The 24554-nt window shown below is 65.9% G+C and carries 22 protein-coding genes; 11 read left to right on the top strand and 11 right to left on the bottom strand.

Annotation, left to right across the window (positions count from 1 at the left end; genetic code table 11):
* Positions 1-249: 249 nt before the first annotated feature.
* The 3 genes from ABIA70_RS17005 to ABIA70_RS16995 form a co-directional block, all read right to left on the bottom strand.
* Positions 250-1236, bottom strand: a complete 987-nt coding sequence (locus ABIA70_RS17005) for a trypsin-like serine peptidase (RefSeq protein ID WP_354148757.1) — start codon at positions 1234-1236, stop codon at positions 250-252.
* Between the two features lie 213 nt (positions 1237-1449).
* A complete protein-coding gene (locus tag ABIA70_RS17000) occupies positions 1450-1671 on the bottom strand; it encodes a hypothetical protein (RefSeq protein ID WP_354148756.1) in 222 nt (73 codons plus the stop codon).
* 139 nt (positions 1672-1810) lie between these two features.
* Positions 1811-2725 carry a helix-turn-helix transcriptional regulator gene (locus ABIA70_RS16995; RefSeq protein WP_354148755.1) on the bottom strand — a complete coding sequence of 305 codons (915 nt, stop codon included), beginning with the start codon at positions 2723-2725 and terminating at the stop codon, positions 1811-1813.
* A 135-nt stretch (positions 2726-2860) separates the two neighbouring features.
* Between ABIA70_RS16995 and ABIA70_RS16990 the strand changes: the two genes are divergently transcribed.
* Positions 2861-4093 carry a multidrug effflux MFS transporter gene (locus tag ABIA70_RS16990; RefSeq protein WP_354148754.1) on the top strand — a complete coding sequence of 411 codons (1233 nt, stop codon included), beginning with the start codon at positions 2861-2863 and terminating at the stop codon, positions 4091-4093.
* Here the strand turns inward: ABIA70_RS16990 and ABIA70_RS16985 are convergent.
* Both ABIA70_RS16985 and ABIA70_RS16980 read right to left on the bottom strand, forming a co-directional pair.
* Positions 4053-4658, bottom strand: coding sequence for a hypothetical protein (locus tag ABIA70_RS16985; RefSeq protein WP_354148753.1), 606 nt, complete (start codon positions 4656-4658; stop codon positions 4053-4055). The genes ABIA70_RS16990 and ABIA70_RS16985 overlap by 41 nt on opposite strands.
* 1 nt (position 4659) lies before the next feature.
* Positions 4660-5364, bottom strand: a complete 705-nt coding sequence (locus ABIA70_RS16980; RefSeq protein ID WP_354148752.1) for an alpha/beta fold hydrolase — start codon at positions 5362-5364, stop codon at positions 4660-4662.
* A gap of 173 nt (positions 5365-5537) precedes the next feature.
* Here ABIA70_RS16980 and ABIA70_RS16975 point away from each other — a divergent pair, with 173 nt between their 5' ends.
* The 3 genes from ABIA70_RS16975 (at position 5538) to ABIA70_RS16965 (ending at position 8816) form a co-directional block, all read left to right on the top strand.
* On the top strand, positions 5538-5996 hold the full coding sequence (locus tag ABIA70_RS16975; protein WP_354148751.1) for a MarR family winged helix-turn-helix transcriptional regulator: 459 nt from the start codon (positions 5538-5540) through the stop codon (positions 5994-5996).
* Positions 5993-7297 carry an MFS transporter gene (locus ABIA70_RS16970; protein WP_354148750.1) on the top strand — a complete coding sequence of 435 codons (1305 nt, stop codon included), beginning with the start codon at positions 5993-5995 and terminating at the stop codon, positions 7295-7297. Before ABIA70_RS16975 ends, ABIA70_RS16970 begins: the two co-directional genes overlap by 4 nt.
* A gap of 91 nt (positions 7298-7388) precedes the next feature.
* Entirely contained in the window at positions 7389-8816 is a 1428-nt protein-coding gene (locus tag ABIA70_RS16965; RefSeq protein WP_354148749.1) for an MFS transporter, read from the top strand.
* 18 nt (positions 8817-8834) lie between these two features.
* Here ABIA70_RS16965 and ABIA70_RS16960 read toward each other — a convergent pair whose 3' ends face one another.
* The 3 genes from ABIA70_RS16960 to ABIA70_RS16950 are packed head-to-tail and all read right to left on the bottom strand — an operon-like array spanning position 8835 to position 12360.
* Positions 8835-9854, bottom strand: coding sequence for a LacI family DNA-binding transcriptional regulator (locus ABIA70_RS16960; protein ID WP_354148748.1), 1020 nt, complete (start codon positions 9852-9854; stop codon positions 8835-8837).
* A 17-nt stretch (positions 9855-9871) separates the two neighbouring features.
* On the bottom strand, positions 9872-11446 hold the full coding sequence (locus ABIA70_RS16955) for a glycoside hydrolase family 43 protein (RefSeq protein WP_354148747.1): 1575 nt from the start codon (positions 11444-11446) through the stop codon (positions 9872-9874).
* Positions 11443-12360 (bottom strand): DUF6807 family protein, encoded by a 918-nt coding sequence (locus tag ABIA70_RS16950; protein WP_354148746.1) that lies wholly within the window; start codon positions 12358-12360, stop codon positions 11443-11445. The genes ABIA70_RS16955 and ABIA70_RS16950 overlap by 4 nt, the downstream gene beginning before the upstream one ends.
* Before the next feature lie 297 nt (positions 12361-12657).
* On the opposite strand from ABIA70_RS16950, the gene ABIA70_RS16945 reads away from it, so the two are divergent.
* The 7 genes from ABIA70_RS16945 to ABIA70_RS16915 all read left to right on the top strand — a co-directional run bounded on the left by ABIA70_RS16945 (position 12658) and on the right by ABIA70_RS16915 (position 21357).
* A complete protein-coding gene (locus tag ABIA70_RS16945) occupies positions 12658-13962 on the top strand; it encodes an ABC transporter substrate-binding protein (RefSeq protein ID WP_354148745.1) in 1305 nt (434 codons plus the stop codon).
* 47 nt (positions 13963-14009) lie between these two features.
* Complete coding sequence (locus tag ABIA70_RS16940; protein ID WP_131684217.1) at positions 14010-14963, top strand: carbohydrate ABC transporter permease; 954 nt, start codon at positions 14010-14012, stop codon at positions 14961-14963.
* Positions 14964-14973: 10 nt separating this feature from the next.
* The gene (locus tag ABIA70_RS16935; RefSeq protein ID WP_131684218.1) at positions 14974-15870 is read left to right on the top strand and encodes a carbohydrate ABC transporter permease; all 897 of its coding nucleotides are present in this window, start codon (positions 14974-14976) and stop codon (positions 15868-15870) included.
* Positions 15871-15969: 99 nt separating this feature from the next.
* The gene (locus tag ABIA70_RS16930; protein WP_354148744.1) at positions 15970-17970 is read left to right on the top strand and encodes a pectinesterase family protein; all 2001 of its coding nucleotides are present in this window, start codon (positions 15970-15972) and stop codon (positions 17968-17970) included.
* The gene (locus ABIA70_RS16925) at positions 17942-19444 is read left to right on the top strand and encodes a pectate lyase family protein (protein WP_354148743.1); all 1503 of its coding nucleotides are present in this window, start codon (positions 17942-17944) and stop codon (positions 19442-19444) included. Before ABIA70_RS16930 ends, ABIA70_RS16925 begins: the two co-directional genes overlap by 29 nt.
* Before the next feature lie 96 nt (positions 19445-19540).
* Positions 19541-20239 carry a ThuA domain-containing protein gene (locus ABIA70_RS16920; protein WP_354148742.1) on the top strand — a complete coding sequence of 233 codons (699 nt, stop codon included), beginning with the start codon at positions 19541-19543 and terminating at the stop codon, positions 20237-20239.
* On the top strand, positions 20224-21357 hold the full coding sequence (locus ABIA70_RS16915; RefSeq protein ID WP_354148741.1) for a Gfo/Idh/MocA family protein: 1134 nt from the start codon (positions 20224-20226) through the stop codon (positions 21355-21357). The genes ABIA70_RS16920 and ABIA70_RS16915 overlap by 16 nt, the downstream gene beginning before the upstream one ends.
* Here ABIA70_RS16915 and ABIA70_RS16910 read toward each other — a convergent pair.
* Genes ABIA70_RS16910 through ABIA70_RS16900 form a run of 3 tightly spaced genes read right to left on the bottom strand, consistent with a single transcriptional unit; the run spans position 21347 to position 24446 of the window.
* Positions 21347-22438 carry an SDR family oxidoreductase gene (locus ABIA70_RS16910; protein WP_354148740.1) on the bottom strand — a complete coding sequence of 364 codons (1092 nt, stop codon included), beginning with the start codon at positions 22436-22438 and terminating at the stop codon, positions 21347-21349. The genes ABIA70_RS16915 and ABIA70_RS16910 overlap by 11 nt on opposite strands.
* 32 nt (positions 22439-22470) lie before the next feature.
* Entirely contained in the window at positions 22471-23238 is a 768-nt protein-coding gene (locus ABIA70_RS16905; protein ID WP_354148739.1) for an ABC transporter ATP-binding protein, read from the bottom strand.
* 38 nt (positions 23239-23276) lie between these two features.
* Complete coding sequence (locus ABIA70_RS16900; RefSeq protein ID WP_354148738.1) at positions 23277-24446, bottom strand: FtsX-like permease family protein; 1170 nt, start codon at positions 24444-24446, stop codon at positions 23277-23279.
* Positions 24447-24554 lie beyond the last annotated feature (108 nt).

Genomic DNA, 24554 nt, shown 5'->3' with positions numbered 1-24554 from the left:
CACGGGGTCAAGAAACTCCAACGCGGGGTCACTAAACGCCCAATCCGAGGCCAGAATCGGGCGCGGAGTGACCCCGCGTTGCTTCTGGGGGCGGTGCTCAGGCCGGTGCAGCTCTCAGTCCGTTGGGGTGGGCGCCGCGACCCGGGCTCGACGACCCGGACGCACAATGAACGACGGCGGCCCCCCATGGCCGGCCGCCGTCGTTCATTCAACTCCTGGGCGAGCCGTAAAGCGCTCGCGTTCCGCTTCCTACGGTGCGGAGGATGCGGTGGTGTAGGCCTGCTGGATCACGGAACCCCAGTACGGACCGTACATTTTGGTCGATTTGCTGCCGTAGCCGTAGCTGTTGATCGAGTTCTGGTACCCGCTGGAGCTGGTGCCGATGAACCAAGGGCCGCCTGAAGAGCCGCCGGTCATGTTGCAGGGGATGCCCTGGGAGTTGAACTGGGGGTTGTAGGGATCGTTGGTGGCCGTGCCGGTGCAGCTCTTCAGGGATTCCCCGTTGAACGGCGTGGCTGCGGGATAGCCGAATGCCTTGTAGGCGAGGCCGCGGGCCGCGTTGAACTGCACGCTTGAGGCTCCGACGACGTCGGCGAGGTTGCGGCCGTTCAGCTGGGACATGACGGCGAACCCGGTGTCGTACCGCATGTCGCCTGAGGAACTCCACTGGGTGGGGGTGTAGAGGGCTTTGGCTGTCCACTGGCCGTAGGGCGCTGCGCCGTTGAGGTAGGCAGGAACAAACGTGAACCGTGTTGCGAAGGCGCCGGGGCCTTCGTTGAGGCAGTGACCGGCGGTGGCGACGGTGTTCTTGTTGGTGGAGGCGACCGAGTTTCCCGAGCAGACGTAGTTAGTTCCGCCAAGGGTGAAGAAGACCTTGCCAATGTGCGGCACGGGGCTTTCGCTGGAGTTGGCCTTCTGCTGCACCTGCGGGGCGGAACCCTGGACCTTGCTCTCTGCTGCGGGGGCCTCACGTTCCTCGACGTCTGCCTTGTTGGTTTTTTGCCGGTCCAGTGCCTTCTTCGCCAGGACATCCCCGGGAATCGCCGCGCGCATTCGCTCCGGCGTCCAGTAGCCCGCGTCCGCGGAGTCGGCGACTTTTGAGCTGCTGACGCCGCGGGATTCGTCGTTGTCCGGTGCGGGGGGCGCGGCGGCGGCTCCTCCCGCCGAGCAGAGGGCGAGCAACGCTGCTGCTGAGAGGCTCATGAGGCTTGTGGCCAGAGTCCTGGTAATTGTCATAGTTTCCTCTTCGGACGCATGCAGCGGATCTAGATGTGATCCGCTGGGGGATGGTAAGAATTTAGTCGGCTATGACAATTTTGTAAACAGAAATACAAATCTGTTGTTTGCCGCTTTGCCGCCTCGAATATCGGCCGACCGCACTGGCTGCGCTTAACCGGAGCAGGTCCGGCCGGTGTTGCCACCGGCCGGACCTGCTTGCCCAATGTTGGATTAGTCCACGTGGTTGGACAGGGCCACCAGAACCCCGGCGGTGGCGAAGTACTTGTTGCTGCCGAGATCGCGGACGGTCTTAATCCCCAGACCGGCGAGGAGTTCGGCGTGCTTTTCCGTGAGGCCGGCCAGGGCCGACGGCGGAGCGTCGAGAACTTCCTCCAGGCTCAAGTTCTCAAAGCTCTTGTCGAGTTTCTTGCCCAGCTCAATTGAAACGGCCATGATCATCCTTTGCTCGAACAAACCAACAGTCATAACCCGGCAGCTTTGCCTGGTCGTCAGGATCCGGGATGTTTGCCGGACCTTTGTTGGCAAGGCTAGCCCAGGGTTCGCGGGCGGGGCAGGATTTCCGGGCGTTTTCTCAGGGACGTGACTCCTCGCGTCCCGGCATGGCTTGTCCTTGGGGTGCGCGGGCGATGTCCTGAATCCGCTCAGTAGCGGCCCAGCTGGCGAGCAGGCGGAGGCGTTCATCGGACGGGGAACCGGGGAGGGCGGGGTAAACCGTCAGGGTGAAGCCGGGGTCTTCGGCCAGCTCCATTGCCTCGTAAAAGAGCTCGAGTTCCCCCACTACGGGGTGGCGAAAGACTTTGGTGCCTGCATAGTGGCGCCTAACGTTGTGGGCAGCCCAGCGGGACCGGAATTCCCCGCTCCGCATCGAGAGCTCGGCCACGAGGTCGGACAGCCGCTTATCCAAGGGGTTCCGCCCGCTCTGCGTGCGCAAGATGGCGACGTTGGTGTCGGCAGCCAGCTCCCAGTTGGGATAGAACTCCCGGGCTTTAGGATCCAGGAAGATGAAGCGGGAATGATTGGCCGGGCGTGCGGGTCTGCGGTACATCTCTGAGTAGAGAGCGTAGGCCAGCTGGTTCGCCGCCACGATATCCATGTGATGGTTGCCTATGAATGCCGGGGCTCCCGTCATGGAATCAAGCATGAACTGCAGGGCAGGGCGCACGGCCCCGCTCTGGAGGGGACGCCGCTGGGTTTTGCTTGCCGGGCCGGAGGCGCGGGCGAGGTTGTAGAGGTGTTCCCGCTCGGCCTGATCGAGGTTCAATGCCCTGGCGATGGCGTCGAGGACGCTTTCCGAGGTGCCGGCCAGGTTTCCGCGCTCAAGCTTGGTGTAGTAATCCACGCTGACGCCCGCGAGCATGGCGACCTCTTCGCGGCGCAAGCCGGGGACCCGCCGTCGTCCGCCAAAGAGCGTCAGCCCCGCCACTTCCGGAGTGATTTTGGCACGTCGCGATGCGAGAAACTCGCGGATTTCCGTCCTGTTATCCACTCATCCACGCTACCCCGGAGTGCGTGGGCTGAGGGAGGTACTGCCAGAACCCGGATAAGCAGAGCCCTCGCTGGAACTGTCGGGACCGTGTTGCATGGAAAGCGAAACCACACCTGACCCATGAACGGAGCCCTTATGACCGCCATCGACACTCCGACGCCCGTCCGGCAGCAGACCGTCGGCCGTCCCCTGGCGATCGTCCTGGGCCTGCTGACAATTTTCGGGCCGATCTCCATGGACCTGTACCTGCCTGTCCTTCCGGCGCTCACTGCCGGCTTTCAAAGCACGACGTCGGCGGCCCAGTTAACCATCACGGCCTGTCTGCTCGGCCTGGCCATCGGCCAAGTGATAGCCGGGCCGCTTTCGGACCGCTTGGGCCGACGGACACCGCTGCTCATCGGCGTCCTTGCCTACACGCTCACATCTGCACTTTGCGCGGTCAGCCCGACCATCGAAACCCTTATCATTGCCAGGTTCGTCCAGGGGCTGGCAGGCGCTGTCGGCATTGTGATCGCGCAGGCTGCCGGGCGGGACGTCTACTCGGGCGGCAAGCTGCTTCGGTACTACGCCCGCCTGACGGTGCTCGGCGGACTTGCGGCGATCATCGGCCCCGTCATTGGCGGGCAACTCGCAACCGTGGCGGATTGGCGCGGAGTCTTCCTGTTCCTTGCCGCGGTGGGTGTGGCCATACTGCTGACCTCGGCGGTGATCTTCAAGGAGACCCTGCCCGCTGACCGGCGAGTGGCCGGTGGCTTCGTGCACACGCTGAACGACTTCCGCCGGCTGCTCGCCGACCGGGTGTTCGTTGGTGCGGTGCTGATCACCGGCTTCACGTACTCGGCAATCTTCGCGTACCTAAGCGGAGCCACCTACATCCTGCAAGGCATGTACGGACTCTCCCCGCAGGGTTACTCGCTCGCATTCGGCCTGAATTCCCTCGGCTTTATGATCTTCGGATTCATCGCGGGGCACCTGGGCGAGCGGTGGTCCGAACGGGGAACGCTTACCGTTGGGCTGATCCTGACTGCGTCCGGCGCCCTGGGTTTGCTCGCGACCGCACTCCTGCACCTGCCCCTGACCGCCATCGTCCTGTCCCTGTTCACGATGGTCAGCGGCGTGGCCGTCACCAGCCCGCCGGCGACGTCGCTTGCGCTGAAGGAATATCCGGACATCGCCGGCACGGCCTCCTCGCTGCTCGGGCTGGCCCGGTTCGCCTTCGGCGGCCTCGCCGCGCCCCTGGTCGGCATCGGCGGCGCCAACGATGCGGTTCCCTTCGGGACGGTCTGCTGCGTTGCAGCAGCGGCTGCGGCTCTTTGCCTGGGGCTGGTCAGGGGGCGGCAACCACACGCCGGGCCGCAAATCCCGTGAGCACTGCCACGGTGGCCGCCATCAGCAGTCCCGCCAGCGGATAGACGGCGAACAACACCGGTACCGGGGTGGTTTCGTCAATGAAAGGGGACGGCGCGAAGGTCCATAGGAGGCCGACGGCCCAGGCGCCGGCGTTGACCGGGATCCAGAAAGCTGTGCGCCTGTAGGGGACCAGCCGCCGCAAGACCAGCCACTGGAGCGTCGGGATCGACAGCAGCAGGGCGGACCCAAGCACGGCGACAAGAACGAGCACTCCGGGCGAGGCGAAATCGATGCCGCCCAGCGTGCTGGGGAGCATCCCGATCGACCAGGCGACGGCTGCCCCCGCCGTCGTCGCGAGTATCCAGCGCGCCCGGGGAACCGTCGGTCCGAATCCGACAGACTGGCCGAATCCCAGGAGGCAGCCCTCGCATGCGCCGGCCAGCACCATGGAGGGATAAACGACGCCGGCCGGCGCGGCGAGGAGGGCCAGGATGCCGAGCGCGGTGGCGGGGATGGCAAACCCCGCGGCTTCCGCAAGGGTCACGGACACGAACCAGCGGCGGAGGAAGGCGTCTGCGGCCACGTCAGGTGGCGCGGTCCACTGCCGCCAGGATGGCCTGGCCGAGCTCGGCCGGTTTGGTGAACTGGGGCCAGTGGCCGGTAGGCAGGTCAACGAATTCGACGTCGCGGATGCGGGCCAGCTCGGCAGTGAAGGGGTGGCCGGCGTCAATCCATTCCTGCAGCAGCGACGACGGGAACTGGCAGGAAATGACAGTTGCCGGGACCTCGTACCGGCGGACGTCATGAAGGCGCTGCTTGCCGTAGGCCACACCCTTGGGCTCTGGGATGGCGCGGGCGCGGAAAGCTTCGCGGAGGTCGTCGGTGAGATCCACCAGATCAGCTTCCTCGAAGCCGTCCCATGGGGGGAACGGGACGTCGTCGCCGTGTGCCGGCAGCTGGTCATTGATGACGCCCCCTTCACCCAGGGGTCCGCTGTCCACGTAGATGTTCCGCGCCACGCGGTCGGGCCGCGCGTCCGCCACCCCGTGGATGACCGCACCGCCACCGGAGTGCCCCACCAGGACAGCTTGTCCTTCGAGGGCATCCACAGCCTTGACGACGGCGTTGATGTGGTCCTTGAGGGTGATGCCGGCCCGCTTTGCGTCCTTCGATTCAAGGCCGGGGAGGGTGAGCGGATGGGGCGTGTGGCCAGCAGCCTCCAGGGCCGGCGTCACCTTCTCCCACGATGAGGCGTCCAACCAGAAACCGGGTACCAGGATGATGTCCATGACGGCACCCTACTCCGCGGCACTGACAGCGGGTAGGGCCGGTCGGCCGGGGTGCATCGGCGTTGGATCTCCGCACGCACCGGCGGACTGGCCCTTTCCGCGAAACAGGAGAATAATAGTTAGCAGGACTAATTAGCACTGCTAACAATATTGCAGGGAGAGCCGAAGGCCCGATGACCACGACCAACCAGATGAACCCCGAACTGCATGACACCATCCAGCCGGACGTCCTGGCGATCGATCTTCGGACTGCTGTGATGCGCACGTCCCGCAGGCTTCGCATTGAGGCAACAGGGGATGTGATCACGCCGGGCCAGTACACGGTCCTCGCCCACCTCCGCGTCAAATCCCAGACCCTCCGCGAACTGGCTGAGCAGGAACACGTGCAGGCGCCGTCGATGACCCGGATCGTCAATGCGCTCACGGACCAGGGATTCGCGTCCCGGTCCCCCCATCCGGAGGACGGCCGCCAGATCCAGGTGAGCATCACGCCGGCCGGTGAGGCCGTACTGGCCGAGGCCCGCAGCCAGCGGACGGCATGGCTGGCCCAACGCGTCGCCGGGCTCAACGATGAGGACCGGCGCACCCTCAGCCGGGCCGCGCACATCATGCAGGAGCTGAGCGCCCGATGAGTGCGATGTTCCGGGCACTCGAAAACCGCAACTACAGGCTGTGGGCGGGCGGGGCGCTCGTGTCCAACATCGGAACCTGGATGCAGAGGATCGCCCAGGACTGGCTTGTGCTGACCGTTCTCACGGACAATTCAGGCACCGCCGTCGGCATCACCACAGGACTTCAGTTCCTGCCGATGCTCCTGCTGGGTCCGTATGCGGGAGTGCTCGCGGACCGCTACCGCAAACGCGTGATCCTGGTGTGGGCGCAGTCAGCCATGGGTCTGATTGGCCTGCTGGTAGGAATCCTGGTGCTGACCGGGACGGCGCAGCTGTGGCAGGCCTATCTGGCGGCTCTGTGCCTCGGACTGGCCAGCGCCATTGACGGACCGGCGCGCCAGGCGTTCGTCTCCGAACTGGTGGGTCAGAAACACGTCGCCAATGCAGTGGCGCTGAACTCGGCGTCGTTCAACACGGCACGGCTCACCGGCCCCGCCGTCGCCGGCCTGCTCATCTCGTGGATCGGCACCGGGCCGGTGTTCCTGCTCAACGCGGCCAGCTTCGCCGCAGTCCTCCTTTCGCTGTGGCGGATCAGGACCTCGGAACTTGCCCCTTCCACGCCGGCTGTCCGCGGCAAGCATCAGGTGGCAGACGGACTGCGCTACGTCCGTCAGCGTCCGGACCTGGTGCTCATCCTCGTCATGGTGGGGATCCTGGGTGCCTTCGGCATGAACTTTCCCATCATCAACGCCCTGATGTCGACGGCGGAATTCGGGATGGGTGCGGGCGAATTCGGGCTCCTGGGTTCTGTCATGGCTATCGGGACGCTGGCGGGAGCACTTCTTGCAGCACGCAGGTCCGGTCCGCGGATCCGGTTCATGCTCGGCGGCGCCCTGGCCCTGGGCCTGTTCACGCTGATAGCCAGCGTTTCGCCGTCATTCTGGCTCTATGCAGCCGTCCTTATTCCGGTGGGCCTGGCCGCCATCACCTTTCTGAACAGCTGCAACACCAGCATCCAACTGTCGGTGGATCCGCAATTCCGGGGGCGCGTTCTCGCGCTGTACCTTGCAGTCCTGCAGGGCGGCACCGCCCTGGGCGCACCGCTGATGGGGTGGATCGGCACCGAGTTCGGCGCACGCTGGTCAGTGGCCGCCGGCGGTACGGTGGTGCTGCTGACCGGCCTGATCTCCGTGATTGTGGTCAGCAGGAGGAGCAGGCTGACATTTCCGCAGCAACTTCGGACTGTGATGGTGCGCAAGCGCTCACTCAACCGGCGTGCTGAGGGCCCGGAGGGCGCGGGCCAGGCCGAGGGAATTTCATGAACGTACGACGGCGGGGACCTCCCGCCGTCGTACGTTCCTGTACCACGCGAAAACCTGTCCGAGCCCCAGAGTCCTCAGTAAACTGGACCGCATGACCGAGCATAAACCGGTCCCTTCCCAGGCCACGGAGGCCGCCCCCGCCGCCGCCGCCGCGGTCGACGCGTCTGTCCGCGGTCCGGCGCAGCGGTCCCGCACGTTCGCCGGCATCCTGATGAACACCGGCGTCGCCAACATCACCACCAGCTACCTGTGGTTCGCCCTGACCTTCTGGGTGTACCTGGAGACGCGCAACGTGATCGCCACCGGAGTGATCGGCGGTGCATACATGCTCCTGATTGCCCTTTCAAGCATCAGCTTCGGCACCTTCGTGGACCGCTACCGCAAGCTGGCCGTGATGCGCTTTGCCGCCGGCTTCACCCTGGTGATGTTCGTGCTGTCCGGGGTCCTGTTCCTGCTGACACCTGCGGCGCTGATGCTGGACCTCACCCAGCCGTGGTTCTGGTTCCTCACCCTGATCATCCTGATCGGTGCGGTGGTGGAAAACATGCGCAACATCGCCCTGTCCACGACGGTCACCATCCTCATCGAGCCGGACCGGCGGGACAAAGCCAATGGTCTGGTGGGCATGGTCCAGGGATTGATGTTCATTATCACCTCAGTGCTGTCCGGGCTGTCCGTCGGGCTGCTGGGGATGGGCTGGACGATCGTCGTCTCGTTGGTGCTCACGGCACTGGCCTTCGCCCATCTGCTGACCCTGCGGATGCCCGAAGAGGTGCGCGCCGCCGCCACGGACGCGCAGGGCGGGTTCGACCTTCGCGGCTCCCTCGCCGCGGTGCTGGCCATTTCCGGCCTGTTCGCACTGATCCTGTTCTCCACGTTCAACAACTTCATCGGCGGCGTCTACATGGCACTGATGGATCCGTATGGCCTGGAGATGTTCCCGGTGGAGGTGTGGGGGGCCGTCTTTGCGCTCGGCTGCACAGGGTTCATCATCGGCGGCGCACTGATCGGCAAGTTCGGGCTGGGGTCCAACCCGTTGCGCACCATGCTCATCGCGGTCATCGCGATGGGGGCACTGGGGGCGGTGTTCACGCTGCGGGAGTGGGCCTGGCTGTACGTCGCGGGCATCTGGTTGTATCTGGTCCTGGTGCCTTTCGTGGAGGCTGCCGAGCAGACGGTCATCCAGCAGGTGGTGCCCTTGCCCCGGCAAGGCCGCGTGTTCGGATTCGCCATGGCGTTCGAATCGGCGGCGGCGCCGGTCACCGCGTTCCTCATCGCACCGATTGCCCAGTTCTGGATCATCCCGTACGCGCGGTCCGCCGACGGCGCCGCGCAGCTCGCCCCGCTGCTGGGCGAGGGCGTTTCCCGCGGCATCGCCCTCGTGTTCCTGGTAGCCGGGATTATCATGATCATCGCCGCGCTGCTGGCTTTCCTGACCCCGGTCTACCGCCGCGTCTCGGAGTCCTATGCGCGGGCCGCTGCAGAGGCGGCGGAGAACCGCACGACGGCGGAACCTTAGTCAGCTTGCGGAACCGAATTAGCCTACGCGGGGCGGGGCGGTGCTGCCGCGCACCACCATTTCCGTGGCCAATTCCAGGGCAGCCGGCGAGGCCGGTCGGTGCTGGTCGAACTGTTCCGTAAGCATGCTCACAGCCATGGACGCCAGCTGGGCCAGGGGCTGCCGGACCGTGGTGAGGGGCGGCGATGTCAGGGCTGCCTGGGCAATATCGTCAAAACCCACCACGCTCAGATCCGCCGGAATCTTCAGCCCGCGCCCGGTGGCTGCGTTCATGACGCCCAGGGCCTGCAGGTCATTCGCTGCGAATATCGCCGTGGGAGGCTCCGGCAGGTCGAGAAGATCCCCGCCGTGGCGGACGCCCGCTTCGATGCTGAAGTCGCCGTCGCGCACCAGCTCCTGAAATACCGGCAGTCCCGCTTCGTGCAGTGCGGCGGCGTACGCGGCATACCGTGCCCGGCTGTGTCCGGACCCGTGGCCCCGGCCGGTGATGATGCCGATCCGGCGGTGGCCCAGTTCCAGCAGATGGCCCACCGCGGCGAGGGCTCCGGAGAACGACGCCGGGCTGACGCTGGGGATGGTGAGCCCCTCCGTGCCTTCCGGGTCAACGGCGACGGCGGGGATATTGAGGCTGCGGAGGGTGGTCACCAGCCGGGAACCGCGGCGTGGAGCCAGGAGCACCACGCCTGCCAGCCGGTTGGCGGAGGACTCCCGGAGTTTCCGCCAGGACTCGGCAGTGGCGTGTTCGGCCCGCGTGTAAACGATCGAGTAGCCCAGCCTGGCGGCGGCATCCTCGGCCCCGGCCATAATCTCCAGCACCCACGGGGAATCGAAGTTGTTGACTACCAGCTGCAGCAGGCCGGGCTGGTCCGCTGGCACATTCCGTTTGGTGTAGTCCAGCTCCTCGAGCGCCTGGCGGACCTTGGCGCGCGTGGCTTCGGAAACATGCGCCCGACCGTTGAGGACCTTGGATACGGTGGGGACCGAGACTCCTGCCGCGGCGGCCACATCTGCGATCTTGGGGCGCGGAGTGGCGGTCAAAAGAGCAGTCCTTGGGGTCATCGGGAAGCGGCGGCGAGATGCGCGGCAAATGCCCGGCGGACCGGCGCAGTCTCAACCCGCACGGGACCAACGATAACACTGCCGCTTTCCGGTGATCCCAACGGCGAAGCCGTGAAGATTCCCAGTTCAGCGCCGATCCATTTGCCTTCCACCACCTCGAAGTTCCACCCCTGGACTTCCCAGGGGTCAGTCCGCCCGGCACGCCACGCGAACGTGGAGCGCGGGGTGCCGTCCGTGCGGATCTGCAGTTCGATCCTCGCCCCCGTCAACGGGACGGGCCGGCCCAGCGGCAGCTCGTGCGGGGAATCGCCGCCCGTGCCGCTCCCGAGGATGTAGCCGTCGGCGGTTTTGGTGATCCCGAGCCATGCATACCGCTGCCCGAGGACGATGACGCCGGCCCGCGTACCCACCGGAACACCGTCCAGTTCCAGCGTGGTGGTGAACACGGACGGCGTGCCGGGCAGGATCTGGCCCAGTACGTTGGGCAGCTCACGAAGGTTCCCGGGATCGTTGGCCTGCGGACACAGCACCAGCTGCCCGCCGCCGGGCTGGCGTGACCAAGAATCCACAGGGTTCGCCTGCCAGTGCCATTGCGGCCCCAGCCCGGGGGATTCGAAGGTGTCGCCGGCGGGCGGCGCCGCTTCTTTGATCACTGTTCCGGCCGGGTAAGGGTGGCTGGCCACGGGAGTCCCCGGGCCGCCGTCGTCCGCCGGTGTTCCCATCCACGGCCAGCCATCCGCGCCCCAGCCCATCGGCTGGAGGTGGACCACCCGGCCGTAGGGGCCGCGGTCCTGGAAATGCAGGAACCAGTCCTGGCCCTCGGGCGTGGTGACCCAGGCGCCCTGGTGGGGGCCGTTGACCTGGGAACTTCCCTGTTCCAGCACTTTGCGCCCTTCATAGGGGCCGAACGGGGATTGGGAGCGGAAAACCGACTGCCAGCCGGTGGCCACCCCGCCCGCGGGCGCGAAGATCCAGTACCAGCCATCGCGTTTGTAGAACTTGGGTCCTTCCAGTGTGGTGTAGCCGGGGAGGTCCGTCCCGTTGATCACGTGGGTGCCGTGGTCCAGGAGCCGGTCCGCGTCCGGGCTCATGCGGTGGACCGTCAGCCGGTTTTTGACGCCCACCCGGCTGTGCGCCCAGCCATGGACAAGGTAGGCCTCGCCGTCGTCGTCCCAAAGCGGGCACGGATCGATGATTCCACGCCCGGCGTACAGCAGGTGCGGCCTGGTCCACGGCCCTTCGGCGCGTTCGGCGCTGAGGACAAAGATGCCGTGGTCCGGGTCCGGGTAGAAGATCCAGAAACGGCCGTTGTGGTGGCGCAGGGCAGGCGCCCACACCCCGCTCCCGTGGCGCACCAGCGAGTAGTGGCTGCCCTGCGGCAGTTCGGCGAGGGCGTGGCCGGCGTGTTCCCAGTCCACGAGATTCCCCGATTTCAGGACGGGCAGCCCGGGAACCCGGTTGAAGCTTGAAGCGATGAGGTAGTAGGTGCCGTCCACCTGCACCGCATCAGGGTCCGGCCAGTCGCCGTTGAGGATGGGATTGGAGTAGAGGGGGGTGATCCGGGTTGTCATGGTGTCCTGTCGGATGTGCCGGGGCTGCTGGTTCGTGGGTGGTGCCGGAGAAGTTCAAGGGCGCGGGCTGCCGTGGGCACGGGGCCGTCGTGGATCACGGCGTGCAGGCTGAGCCTGAGCGGGTGGCTGCGGTCCGCCTGTGCCGCATCCGACCATGCAACCGCCGGTCCTGCCCCCAGGTAGCCCTCTGCCCTGATGAACCACGGGAGCGGGAAATCGGGGTCCTGGGCTAGGACAACGCTGACCGGCGCGCCATCGATGTGCATGGTGACCGAGAGCCACGGCGACCTTGACCCGTGGGCGGCGTCTGCGCCGCTGCCCGCGGCGGACAGGATGTGCGGATCCCCGGTTCCCCGCGGAAATCTCCAGAAGATTCCGCCGTACCCGGCGCCTGCCCTGCCCTTGACGGCCGACGACGACACCAGCAGCTGCTCGACGCCCGCCGCCGGGAAAATCACCGATGCCAGGGAAAGGCTCCAGCTTCCGGCTTCAGGGTGGACGAAGCGCTCGATGCGCCGCTGCTCAACGGCGAGCTCGTTGTCCGATTCCGACCGCCAGGAGACGCCGCCCTCTTCTGTTGCGCCCGTTTCGTTCTCGGATGATTGCCAGCCCTGGGTGAGTTGCCGGCCGTGGTTGGCCAGGAGCATGGGGCCGGTGGCGGCGGTGAAGGTGGACCCGCCCCAGAAGTTGGTTCCGTTGACGTCGGAGAAGGCAACGGACAGGCCCAGGTGATGCGGGTGGTCCGCCGGCCCGGCCTCGGTCACGGTTGCGCCCGCGAGGGAACGCACCGGATGGAGGAACGGGCGGGGCGAGCTGGTGGCGGGCTGCCGCAGGGTAGTGACGTGGGTCGCAAGCTGCTGCCCGGAGTCTGCAGGGCCGCGAGGTGCTTCCGCCGGGAGCGCGTGGGTGGCCACAAGACCTCCTGTTGGTTGGTGACCGGTGATGTGGGGATTAGCATAGCCATCACAGAAATCTTCGGCAAGTAGTACAGAAAGTTTCTGTGCTAGTTTTGCTGATTGCCTTCAAAAAATTGTGTTGACAGTCACAGTGGTTTGTTGCTAGAAATCGTTTACTCACTTTTTCTGATAGCTGCAAGCAGATCTCACACCGTGGAGTGAAGTTAGTGGTTTGCTTCAGAAACTTTCCTGCCTCCGAGGCGCTCTTTAAGCCGCCAGGAGGCAGCCCGGACATCCCTAGAGAGGCGTCATTCGATGAAGAAGACAGCGAACACCCGCATCCCGCGCAGAATCATCCTGGGAGCAGCGATCACCGCGGCTGGCCTTGCCCTGAGCGGCTGCGGCGGAGCATCCACGCCTTCGGCAGGCGGCAACGTGGAACTGAACTTCGTCTACTGGGGTGATTCCAACCGCGCCAAGATGACCGACGCCGCCATCAAGATCTTCGAGGAGAAGAACCCGGGGATTACGGTCAAGAGCGAATACCAGGACAGCGGTCCCTACGCGGACAAGCTGGCAACCCGGTTCGCCGGCGGCAATCCCCCCGACGTGCTGAACATGGCCAACCGGACCCTGCTGGAATACGCCCAGCGCGGCACACTTGCAGACCTGAAGACACTGCCGGAGATCGATCTGGCCAAGATTCCCGGAACCATCCAGAGCCGCGGCGAGGTGGACGGCAAACTGTACGGCCTGGCCACCGGCGTCAACCTCATCGGCATGGTGGTGAACAAGACCATCACGGACCAGGCCGGCGTCACCATCCCGGATGACAAGACCTGGAGCTGGGAGGACTACGCCAAGTTCGCCACCGAGGTGTCGCAGAAGACCGGCGGAAAAATCTACGGTGCCGGGTATGACGTCGCCACCGAAACGGGCCCCATCCTGTTCGCCCGGCAGCGCGGCGAGGACTTCTACACCAAGGACAACAAGCTCGGCGTGAGCGAGGAAACCATCCGCGAATGGTTCCAGTACAGCGTGGACCTGCGCCAGGCCGGCGGCTACCCGCCCGCCGGATTCTTCGAGCAGATCGGCGGTTCGCCCGCGCAGTCCTACCTCGCCAAGGGAACTGTCGCCTCCCAGATCATTCCCATCAACAACTTCAAGGGCTACAACGAGGCCTCCGGCGGGAACCTGGTCCTGCTGCGGATGCCCGGTGAGACCACTGAAAAGCGCCGCGGTTATTCCGCGGATCCCAGCATGCTCTGGTCCGTTGCCGCAAAGTCGAAGCACCCCAAGGAAGCCGCCAAGCTGCTGAACTTCCTGATCAACGACGTCGATGGCGCCGCCCAGACCCTGACCCAGCGCGGTGTGCCCATCAACCCGGACGTGACCGAGGCCATCCTGTCCAAGCTGGGGCCGGATGACACCAAGTTCGTTGAGATGGTGGCTGACATCCAGAAGGACGACCTGCCGCCCGCCTATGTCTACCCCAAGGGCGCCAGCGTGGTTGCGGACACCCTCAAGCAGCTCGGCACCGAAGTCGAATTTGGCCGCATCACCCCGGCAGACGCAGCAAAGACCTTCCTCGAGAAGAGCAATGCCGCCATCAACAAGTAGCCGCCCCGCGCTCAGACACCCAGCCAAGCAGATAGGAGCCTGACACCATGTCAGTGCTGACCAAGCAGGCCTCCGGCGCTGCCGCCACCCTCGCAGCGCCGGGGCGGGGCAAACCGAAGCGGGGCCCCTCCCGGCGCACCAACCAGCGCTCGGGCTACCTCTTCCTGTTGCCGTGGTTCCTCGGCATGCTCTTTACGATCATCCCGTTCTTCGCCTCGCTGTACCTGGCCTTCACGGACTACAACCTCTTCACCGAGCCGAACTTCGTGGGGCTGGCCAACTTCCAGGCCATGTTCGAGGACCCCCGGCTCCTGCAGTCCCTGAAGGTCACGTTCATCTACACCTTCGTCTCTGTGCCGATCTCGCTGGCCATCGCGCTGCTGGTGGCACTGGTCCTGAACCGCGGACTCAGCGGCCTCTCGATCTACCGGTCCGTGTACTACCTGCCGTCCCTGCTGGGTGGCAGCGTGGCGATCGTGATGCTGTGGCGCTACATCTTCGGCAACGACGGAATCGTCAACGGATTCCTGGGCTGGTTCGGCATCCAGGGACCGGCCTGGGTCACCGACCCCGAGTTTGCCTTGAGCACCCTGATCGTCCTGAACGTGTGGACGTTCGGCTCGCCCATGGTGATCTTCCTGGCCGGCCTGCGGCAGGTCCCAACCATGTACTACGAGGCCGCCTCCATTGACGGCGCTTCGAAGTGGCGGCAGTTCCGCGCCATCACGTTGCCGCTGATCAGCCCCATCATCTTCTTCAACCTCATCATGCAGCTCATCGGGTCCTTCCAGACCTTCACCCAGGGCTACGTGATGAGCGGCGGCACAGGCGGCCCGGCGGATTCAACGCTGTTCTACAACCTGTACCTGTACCAGAAGGGCTTCACCGAATTCGAGATGGGTTACGCCTCCGCGATGGCATGGCTGCTGCTGATGATTATTGCGATTTTCACGGCCATCAACTTCATCGCTTCCAAGTTCTGGGTCTTCTACGACAATTAAGGCAACCGCTATGGCTCTCCTCGAACTACCCGTCAAGAACAAGCAAAAAAAGGAAGAAGCTCCGGAAGATGCGCTGACCGGCACGCCGGGAACCCGCTTCTCCCGCCACCTGATCCTGTGCCTGGTGGGCCTGGTCATGCTGTACCCGCTGCTGTGGCTGATCTCCAGCTCCTTCAAGCCCAGTAACGACATCTTCCGCCAGCTCGGCCTGTGGCCGGAGAACTGGGATTTCAGCAACTACGAACAGGGCTGGAATGCGCTGAACCAGCCGTTCCACGTCTACCTGATCAACTCCCTGATCGTCGTCGTCTTCTCGATCATCGGCAACATCTTCTCCTGCGCCCTGGCCGCCTACGCGTTCGCCCGGATGGAGTTCACCGGCCGGAAGCTCTTCTTCGCCCTGATGCTGGGCACCCTGATGCTGCCCGGCCACGTGCTCCTGGTGCCGCAGTACATCATCTTCTCCCAGCTGGGCTGGCTCGATACCTACCTGCCGCTGATCGTGCCGAACTTCATGGCCACCAACGCGTTCTTCATCTTCCTGATGGTCCAGTTCATGAAGGCGCTCCCCAAGGAACTGGACGACGCCGCCCAGATCGACGGCTGCGGACCGTTCCGCACCTTCCTCCGGGTGATCATGCCCCTCTGCATCCCGGCCATGGCCACCACCGCGATCTTCACGTTCATCTCAACCTGGAACGAGTTCTTCGGACCGCTGCTCTACATCCAGAATCAGGACCTCTACACGGTTCCCCTTGCACTCAGGGCGTTTATGGACTCGGAAGGCCAGAGCATGTGGGGCCCCATGTTCGCCATGTCAGTGGTGTCCATCGCCCCCATCATCGGCTTCTTCATCGCCGGCCAGAAGTACCTCATCAACGGCATCGCCACCACCGGACTCAAGTAGTTCCGCCCCGCACTTCTCCGTACGCATCGCTGACTGAACACCCTTCAATGAACACGTCCTGGCTGGAGGCTGCCCGGACACAAAACAAAGGAGTTTTGCATGAGTTTGCGACGCCTACTCGGCGCGGCCACCGCCGTCGTGATGCTGGGGAGCCTCACGGCGATCCCGGCCGCGCATGCGGTCCCTGCCGATACCCAAACCGTCAAAGCCGGTACGGACGTTCAAGGTACCCCCGAGGCCATGTGGAAGGAGACGCCGGACGGGTTCGCTTCCCTTCCCGGCTACGGCCTGACCGGAACCACCGGCGGCCAGGCAGGCAGGATCGTCACGGCCGCCACCATCCAGGAACTCAAGGACTATGCGGCGGCAACCGAACCTCTAATCATCTTCATCCGCGGCACCCTCACCGCTGCTGACTACATCAAGATCCCGGTGGCGGCCAACAAGAGCTTCATCGGGGTGGGAACGGATGCGGAGGTGGTGAACGCCGGCTTCAAACTCATCAGCGTCTCCAACGTCATCTTCCGGAACTTTACCGTCAGGGATTCCTACATCCCCGGGGACTGGGACGGCAAGAGCCCGGAGAATGACCGCGATGGCATCCAGCTGGACACCACCCACCACGTCTGGGTTGACCACATGAAGTTCCAGCGGATGGGCGACGGCCTGATCGACACCCGCAAGGACTCAGACCTCGTCACCTACTCGTGGAACGTCTTCGCAGACAACAACAAGGCCCTCGGCGTCGGCTGGTCCGCGAACGCGGTGACCCGGATGACCATCCACCACAACTGGATCCGCAACACCACCCAGCGCAACTTCAGCCTCGACAACACCGCGGCTGCCCACGTCTACAACAACTACCTGCAGGACATCGGCCAGTACGGAATGATGGGCCGCAACGCCGCCAAGGTGGTCCTCGAGGGCAACACCTTCACCGCCGTCCAGGATCCGGTAGTGGCCAAGGATCCCGCCACCGAGGTGGTGAACCGGGACAACATCTTCAACGGCACCCGCGGCCGGAAGGACAACGTGGGCGCGGCCTTCGATCCCACCCAGTACTACGCCTACCAAAAGGACGACGCCGCCCGGGTCCCGGAGCTTGTGGCCGCCGGCGCCGGGCCCCGCGGGAGCAGCGCGCCGAACAACACCACGGAAGTCACCGTTGCCCTGGACGGCACGGGCGATTTCGGCAGCCTCCAGGCCGCCATCGGTTCGGTGCCCAGCGGCAGCACCCTCCCTCGCACCATCACGGTCAAACCCGGCACTTACCGGGAATCCGTCAACATCTGGGCGGACCGCCCCAACCTCACCATCCAGGGCGCCACAGCCAACCCGGCCGACGTCGTCATCACCTACGACCTCCCGGCCAACGGCATGAAATTCTTTGGCGGCACCTGGGGTGCCGGCGGCAGCGCCACCCTCAACGTCCTCGCCGAGGGCACTACGGTGCGGAACCTCACCGTAGAGAACTCCTATGACGAAGCCGCCAACGGCGGAAGCCAGGCGCTCGCCGTTCGGACCGTGGCGGACAAAGTGACGTTCGACGGCACCCGCTTCCTGGGGAACCAGGACACGTACCTCGCGGACACCACCGGCCGCGACGCCACAGCACGCACCTACCTCAAGAACTGCTACATCGAGGGTGACGTGGACTTCATCTACGGCCGCGGCACGGCAGTGCTGGACGGCTGCACCATCCACTCCCTTGACCGTGCCAGCGCAACCAACAACGGCTACATCGTGGCCCCGAGCACCAAGAACTCGAACCCGTACGGCATCCTGATCGTGAACAGCACCCTCACTTCCGACGCCGCTCCCGGCACAGTCAGCCTGGGCCGTCCATGGTTTGCCAGCAGTGACCCGGCCGCGCACCCGATGGCAGTGATCCGGGACTCCGTCCTGGGCAACCACATCGCCGTGCAGGGCTGGGCCGACATGAGCGGCCACGCCTGGACCGAGGGACGGTTCGCCGAATTCAACAACACCGGACCCGGCGCGTACGTCAATGAATTCCATCCCCAGCTCTCGCCCGCGGATGCTCTCACGTTCACGAAGGAAGCCTTCCTCGGTGACTGGACCCCGAAAGGACGTGGCTGAGATGGCGCAGGTACCTTCGGTCAACGTCCGACGGCGAAGCCTCCTGGCAGCCGGCCTGACAGCGGGCGCTGTAGCTGCGTCGGGCCTGCTCGGCCCGGCAGCGAAGGCGGCGGGTCCAGCGGGACTGGATGCCGCCGTCGGCTCCGACGACTTTGCGGAGGCCGGCCTGCCGGTGGGCCGCGCGCTCGGCGGCACGGCGTGGACGGACGGGCCGGAAGGGTTTGCCGGCGTGGCAGCCCACGGCCGCGCGGGCACCACCGGCGGGGCAGGCGGCCTGGTGGTCCGCGCCGCCACGCCTGACCAGCTCCGGGCTTTCGCCAAGAGCCCGGAGCCGCTGGTGGTGATCATCGAGGGCGAACTGGTGTTCGCGCAGTACGAGAAACTGACTGTCACAGCCAACAAGTCCTTCCTTGGGGCCGGCGAAGGAGCCGCGGTGGTGAACGCCGGCTTCAAGCTCATCAATGTCTCCAATGTGGTCTTCCGCAACTTCACCGTCAGGGACTCCTACATCCCGGGCGACTTTGTTGGGAAGCGGCCGGACAACGACAGGGACGGCATCCAGATGGACACCTCTACGCACGTCTGGGTGGACCACATGCACTTCACCCGGCTGGGCGACGGCCTGGTGGACATCCGCAAGGACTGCGACAACGTCACCCTGTCCTGGAACGTCTTTGCTGACCACAACAAGGCACTGGGTGAAGGCTGGACGCAGAATGTTGTCACCCGGGTGACGCTGCACCACAACTGGATACGGAACACCCACCAGCGCAACGCCAGCCTGGACAACACGGCAGCCTCGCACGTCTACAACAACTACCTGGAGAACATTTCCAGCTACGGGATGCTGGGCCGGAACGCGGCGCTGCTGGTGGTGGAGGGCAACTACTTCCGGAGCGTCCGCAACCCGCTCCATCACCAGGGCCCGGGCGGCGAACTGGTGGCCCGGGACAATGTCTTCGAGGCGTGCAGCGGCAACACCGGCGTGGAGCGGGGCCAGTCCTTCGATCCCGTGGCGGCGTACCCCTACGAGCTCTCGCCCGCCCGGGCGGTCCCGGCTCTGGTGCGGGCGTTCGGAGGTCCGTTGGGCGGGACGGAACCGGCGCCGGCGAAGCTCCTCACCGTGGCACTGGACGGCACGGGTGACTACGCCAGCATCCGGGCGGCCGTGGGGGCAATACCACCGAACAATCCGGGGCACGTGACCGTCCTGCTGCAGCCCGGCATCTACCATGAGCCCTCGATCATCTGGGGTGACCGGCGCAACGTCACCCTGGCGGGGGCAACAGGAAGGGCCGCGGACGTGGTGCTGACCAACAGCGAGGGAGTCACCCTGCTGGTGGCAGCGGACAACTCGACCGTACGGGACCTGACCGTCACTTCCGACGCGCCGCAGGGCGGCCACGTCCTCCAGGCCACAGGACACAACGTCACCTACTCGAACGTGTCAGTTCTCAACGGCACGTCCGGCTAGGAGGGCCATCCCTCCGCGGCCGCCTGCCCGGGAAGACCGGGCAGGCGGCCGCGCGGGAACGCTGTTCCGCCGCTTCAAACCATAAGAATGAGGCCAATGAAAACCACCAAGACTGCCCTCGTGGTGCGCGGCGGCTGGGACGGGCACCAGCCGGTCGAAGCCACCGAGCTGTTCATCCCGCACCTCAAAGAGCACGGCTACGACGTCAGGGTTGAGGAATCACCCAAAATATATGCCGACGCCGATTACCTGGCCGGGGTGGACCTCATCATGCAGTGCATGACCATGTCCACCATCGAGAAGGACGAACTGCGGGGCCTTCACACCGCCGTCGAAAACGGCACCGGCCTGGCCGGCTGGCACGGCGGGATCGCCGATTCGTACCGGAACAGCGCGGATTACCTGCATCTGATCGGTGGCCAGTTCGCCTGCCATCCCGGGAAGCACCCGGACGAACGGACCGGCGAACGCTCGGACAACTACGTTCCTTATACGGTCACCATGCTCCCGGCTGCCGCCGATCATCCCATCACCCGCGGCATCCCCGACTTCGGCCTTGTCACCGAGCAGTACTGGGTGCTCACGGACAGTTACATCGACGTCCTCGCCACCACCACCCAATCGGTCCGGGAGTGGGACCCGTGGCACCGCGAAGTCACCTCCCCGGCGATCTGGACCCGGCAGTGGGGCAAGGGCCGGATTTTCGTGTGCACGCCGGGCCACCAGACCGATGTCCTCGAGGACAATAACGTCCGCACCATCATCGAAAGGGGTTTGCTGTGGGCAAGCCGGTAAAAGTTGGCATCATTGGCTGCGGGAAGATCGCGGGGCAATACCTGGAGAGCTTCCGCCGGCTTGAGGATGTCCTTCTCGTGGCCGTGGCGGACCTCGATCCAGCCCGCGCGCAGGCCGTCGCGGACGCGTACCCGGGCGTGCGGGCGGTGCCGGTGGACGCGCTCCTGGACGCTGACGACGTCGACCTCGTCCTCAACCTGACCATCCCCGCCGCGCACGCCGGCGTGGCGCTCCGGGCTATCGCGGCCGGCAAGCACGTGTACGGCGAGAAGCCGCTGGCCGCCACCACCGCGGAAGCCCGCGAAGTGCTCGACGCCGCCCGGGAGGCCGGGGTTCTCGTCGGCTGCGCCCCGGACACGGTGCTCGGCACCGGCATCCAGACCGCGCGCAAAGCGATCGACGACGGCCTCATCGGCGCGCCGGTTGCTGCGACCGCGGTGATGCTGACGCCCGGGCACGAGCGCTGGCACCCGGATCCGGACTTCTACTACCAGCCCGGCGGTGGCCCATTGCTGGACATGGGCCCGTACTACATCAGCGCGCTCGTCACCCTGCTCGGCCCGGTCACTTCGGTCATCGGCGCCGCCAGCGCCGGCCGCAGCGAGCGGACCATCGGCTCGGGGCCGCGTGAAGGACAGACCGTACCCGTGGACATCGACACGCACGTGACCGGCGTCCTGATGCACACCTCGGGCGCCGTTTCCACTCTCGTGATGAGTTTCGACGCGGTCCAGTCGACGTCCGCAAACATCGAAGTCCACGGCCAGCAGGGTTCACTCGCAGTCCCCGACCCCAACCATTTCGACGGCGACGTCCGGCTCTTCGCGCTCGGCGCCGACGACTGGGTGACCCTGCCGGTCTCGGCCGGGTACCTCGGCTCCGGACGCGGCTACGGCATTGCCGACCTCGCCGCGACGCCGCCGGGGGAGGAGCCCCGGGCCGGGGGCGCCCTGGCGTACCACGTGCTGGAGATCATGGAGTCCCTGCTGGACTCCGCGCATACCGGGTGGGCGGTGGCAATCCGGAGCACGGCCGGACGCCCGCCGGCTGTTGCGCTCGCGGACATCGCCTACCCGGCGGTGCCAGTGCCTTCCGGCAGCGCCATGGTCAGGGAATGAGGTTCTCGGCCCGGTAGCGGTCGAAGAGCGCGGTGAAGGCGTCAAGAGTCCGCCGGTAGCCGGTGAACCCTGCATCCCGGCTCTTGCCCATGTCTGTCACCACCTCGATGCCGCGCCCAAGGTCGCTGTCCGTGTGCCACCAGGAGGCCACGCGGTCCAGGTCCGGCTCGCTGAGGTTATGGCGCCCGGCAAGCTCCCTCCACTGGTCCTCCCGCCCTGCCATGGACTGCTCGAGGGGACGGGGCTGGCCTTCGTATCCCTCCCACTCCACGCCGAAGCAGGCTGCGAGCTTCGGCCACATCCAGCGCCAGCGGAAGATGTCGCCGTTGACGATGTTGAATGCCTCGTTGGCGGCCTGCGGCGTGGTGGATGCCCAGATCATGTGTTCGGCAAGCAGGCCGGCCTCGGTCATATCGGTCAGCCCGTTCCACTGCGTTTCGGAGCCCGGGAAGACAAACGGCTCCCCGTTCTCCCTGCAGAGGGTTGCCTGGGCGGCGAGCGTCAGGCCCATGTTCATGGCGTTGCCCACCGCATGCCCGATCACCGTGTGCGCACGGTGCACAGACCACGTGAACCCCTGTTCTGCGGCCGCCGCCCAGAGTTCATCCTCCTGGGCGTAGTAGAAGTTCGGGACCGGCAGGCGCGGTTCCTCCTCGTGGAAGGGCGTGTCGGCCATCTTTCCGGCTGCGTACGCCTCGAAGGGGCCGAGGTAGTGCTTGAGGCCGGTCATCAGGGCAACGTGGGCCACGTCCTTGCCCCGGAGAGCAGCGAGAAGATCGCGCAGCATGCCGGCATTGACGGCGATGTTCTCTTCCTCTGTGTCACGCCGGGACCAGGCCGTGAAGAAAACGTGCGAGGGATTCTCCGGCCCGAGCACTTCGGTCAGTGACGCAGCCGAGGTCAGGTCCGCGGAAAGCCACCGCACCCCGGGGCGCTCCGCTCCGGGCCGGCGGGACAGGGCCAGAACGGCCCACCCTTCGGCCGTCAGGCTCTCGACAAGGGCAGATCCGGCGATGCCGGTGGCCCCCACTACGAGAGCCGTGCGCTGCGTGCCCACTGTTGTACCTGCGCCGATGGTCATGGAGCTCCTCCTGGTGTTTGTTGCCCGTGTCCCTAGAGCGACAAGCCACCGCCACTGGCAGATATTCCAACCGCCGACGCCGGTGCGGCCAACAGGCCGTCGCGCATCACCGCGACGACGTCGGTCAGCGGGACGAATTCGGTGTCGTGGGTGACCATCACCGTCGCCACCTGGAACTCGTCAGTCACCCGGCGCAGCAGGCCCACGATCGAGGCGCTCCGAGCGTGGTCCAGTGCCGCCGTCGGCTCATCCACGAGCAGCACCTTGGGGCTGCCCATCAGTGCCCTGGCGATGTTCACCCGCTGCCGCTGGCCGCCGGATAGCTGGTGCGGCCGCTTGTCCGCGGACGCTGCCAGACCCACCAGATCCAGGAGCCCGGCAGCCCGGGAACGCGCGGCCTTCAGGGAGTTTCCGCGCAGGTGCGCGCCGATCATCAGCTGTTCGACGGCGGTCAGGGACGCCAGGAGGTTGGGCTGCTGGAAGATGATGCCCACCGTATCCCTGCGCAGTGCGGTCAGTTCCTTGTCCTGCAGGCCGGAGGTGTTGGTCCCGTCAATGATCACGTCCCCGCGGCTGGGGCGGACCAGGGTGGCGGCAACGGCCAGCAGGCTGGATTTGCCCGAGCCCGACGGTCCCACGAGCGAGACCATTCGGCCCGCGCCGACGCTTAGGCTGACGTTGTCCAGTGCCTTGATGGTGCCGCCCCCGTCCGGGTATTCGAGGGTGACGTTGCTGAGGGCCAGCGGGTGGTTGAGGGTTGAGCCGGTGGTTGAGGTAGCAAGGGGTGAGGTGACAGACATGGGGGAGTTCCTTTCGGGACGAAGTGGAGGAAGAGGGATTAGTTTCCGCCGAGGGCAATCAGCGGATCGACGGCAGTGACACGGCGGACCGCCAGTGCGGCACCGGCCAGCCCCAGAAGCACAATGCCGAGCACAGGAAGCAGGGTGGTGGCCGGCGTGATCAGGAACGGCGCGGCCTGGGCTGCGGCGAATCCACCGAGCAGGCCGATTGCCCCGCCAAGGCCCGCGCCCGCCAGCAGCACCAGGGCAGCCTGGGCGATGGCATCGCGCAGCACGTAGCCGCCGGAAGCACCCAAGGCCTTGAGGACGGCGATGTCCCGGGTCCGCTGCACCGTCCACACGGTCAGGAAGGCAACGATCACCAGCGCCGAAATACCGTAGAGGAACGCCTGCATCAGCATCAGGGAACCGTTCTCACTCTTGTAGGAGCCCAGCGCCTGGAACGAACCCGTGCGGCTGGTGCTTACCGTGCGCGCCTGCGCGTTCGCCGCCGTCTCGTCCACCACGGCACCCTCCTGGTACGTAACCGCGATGACCGTGGCGACCGGCAGGATGCCCGGGCCGCTGCCCGGAACGTTGCCCGCTGCGCTGCCGGCCGGGGCAAGGTGGGTCACCTCGGCCCACGTCGGCAGGGCCGTCCACACCACCCCGGTGTGGGAGTACCACTGGTCGGCCACGACGGCGGTGACAGTCAGTTCGGTGCCGCCCACTGTGGCGGTGTCCCCGACGTCGAGCGACAGATCTGCCGCCACGGTTGACCCGATCACCACCGACCCCTCCCGGACCGGCGCCGGCGCCAGCTGCCCGCCGTCGGCCACGCCGAACACCGCCACGTTGGTGGTACCGCCGTCGCCGCCCTGGAGGCGGGACTGGCTGATTCCCAGGGCTTCGGCCCGGTCCACCCCCGCGACATGCTGCCAGCTGTCCACCTGCGCGGCCGTCACTTCACTTTCGGTGAAGGACGCCGTGGGCTCGTTGGTGCCCGGCGCGCCGAACACGATACTGTCCACCGGCCGGGACCCGGCACCGGAGACGCCGCCGGAACCGGATCCGGCGCCCAGCTTTCCGATGGCGGAGGTGGACTGGTCGCCCAGGCCAGCGGTGAGCCCGGAGAGCAGCACCAGCAGGATCGTCACCAGGGCCACGACGCCGCCCATGAGGGCGAACCGTCCTTTGGCGAACCGGATGTCGCGGATTGCGAGAAACACGTTGTACTTCCTTCGATCGGGGGAATTCCTTCTCTATCCACTGTCCTTTCCGGAGCCCCGGCCCACATCGGGGACTTGGATGAGCCTGGCGGGACGAAGGGCTGAGGC

This window comes from Arthrobacter sp. 754, from assembly GCF_040548695.1.
GTDB lineage: Bacteria > Actinomycetota > Actinomycetes > Actinomycetales > Micrococcaceae > Arthrobacter.
The sequence above is the reverse complement of the archived record's forward strand: the minus strand, read 5'-3'. Positions and strand labels throughout refer to the sequence as shown.

What these genes read in the sequence shown, in the direction of transcription:
- ABIA70_RS17005 (WP_354148757.1), bottom strand. Translation starts at nt 1,236, where the DNA reads ATGACAATTACCAGGACTCTGGCCACAAGCCTCATGAGCCTCTCAGCA.
- ABIA70_RS17000 (WP_354148756.1), bottom strand. Translation starts at nt 1,671, where the DNA reads ATGGCCGTTTCAATTGAGCTGGGCAAGAAACTCGACAAGAGCTTTGAG.
- ABIA70_RS16990 (WP_354148754.1), top strand. Translation starts at nt 2,861, where the DNA reads ATGACCGCCATCGACACTCCGACGCCCGTCCGGCAGCAGACCGTCGGC.
- ABIA70_RS16980 (WP_354148752.1), bottom strand. Translation starts at nt 5,364, where the DNA reads ATGGACATCATCCTGGTACCCGGTTTCTGGTTGGACGCCTCATCGTGG.
- ABIA70_RS16975 (WP_354148751.1), top strand. Translation starts at nt 5,538, where the DNA reads ATGACCACGACCAACCAGATGAACCCCGAACTGCATGACACCATCCAG.
- ABIA70_RS16970 (WP_354148750.1), top strand. Translation starts at nt 5,993, where the DNA reads ATGAGTGCGATGTTCCGGGCACTCGAAAACCGCAACTACAGGCTGTGG.
- ABIA70_RS16965 (WP_354148749.1), top strand. Translation starts at nt 7,389, where the DNA reads ATGACCGAGCATAAACCGGTCCCTTCCCAGGCCACGGAGGCCGCCCCC.
- ABIA70_RS16955 (WP_354148747.1), bottom strand. Translation starts at nt 11,446, where the DNA reads ATGACAACCCGGATCACCCCCCTCTACTCCAATCCCATCCTCAACGGC.
- ABIA70_RS16945 (WP_354148745.1), top strand. Translation starts at nt 12,658, where the DNA reads ATGAAGAAGACAGCGAACACCCGCATCCCGCGCAGAATCATCCTGGGA.
- ABIA70_RS16940 (WP_131684217.1), top strand. Translation starts at nt 14,010, where the DNA reads ATGTCAGTGCTGACCAAGCAGGCCTCCGGCGCTGCCGCCACCCTCGCA.
- ABIA70_RS16935 (WP_131684218.1), top strand. Translation starts at nt 14,974, where the DNA reads ATGGCTCTCCTCGAACTACCCGTCAAGAACAAGCAAAAAAAGGAAGAA.
- ABIA70_RS16930 (WP_354148744.1), top strand. Translation starts at nt 15,970, where the DNA reads ATGAGTTTGCGACGCCTACTCGGCGCGGCCACCGCCGTCGTGATGCTG.
- ABIA70_RS16920 (WP_354148742.1), top strand. Translation starts at nt 19,541, where the DNA reads ATGAAAACCACCAAGACTGCCCTCGTGGTGCGCGGCGGCTGGGACGGG.
- ABIA70_RS16910 (WP_354148740.1), bottom strand. Translation starts at nt 22,438, where the DNA reads ATGACCATCGGCGCAGGTACAACAGTGGGCACGCAGCGCACGGCTCTC.
- ABIA70_RS16905 (WP_354148739.1), bottom strand. Translation starts at nt 23,238, where the DNA reads ATGTCTGTCACCTCACCCCTTGCTACCTCAACCACCGGCTCAACCCTC.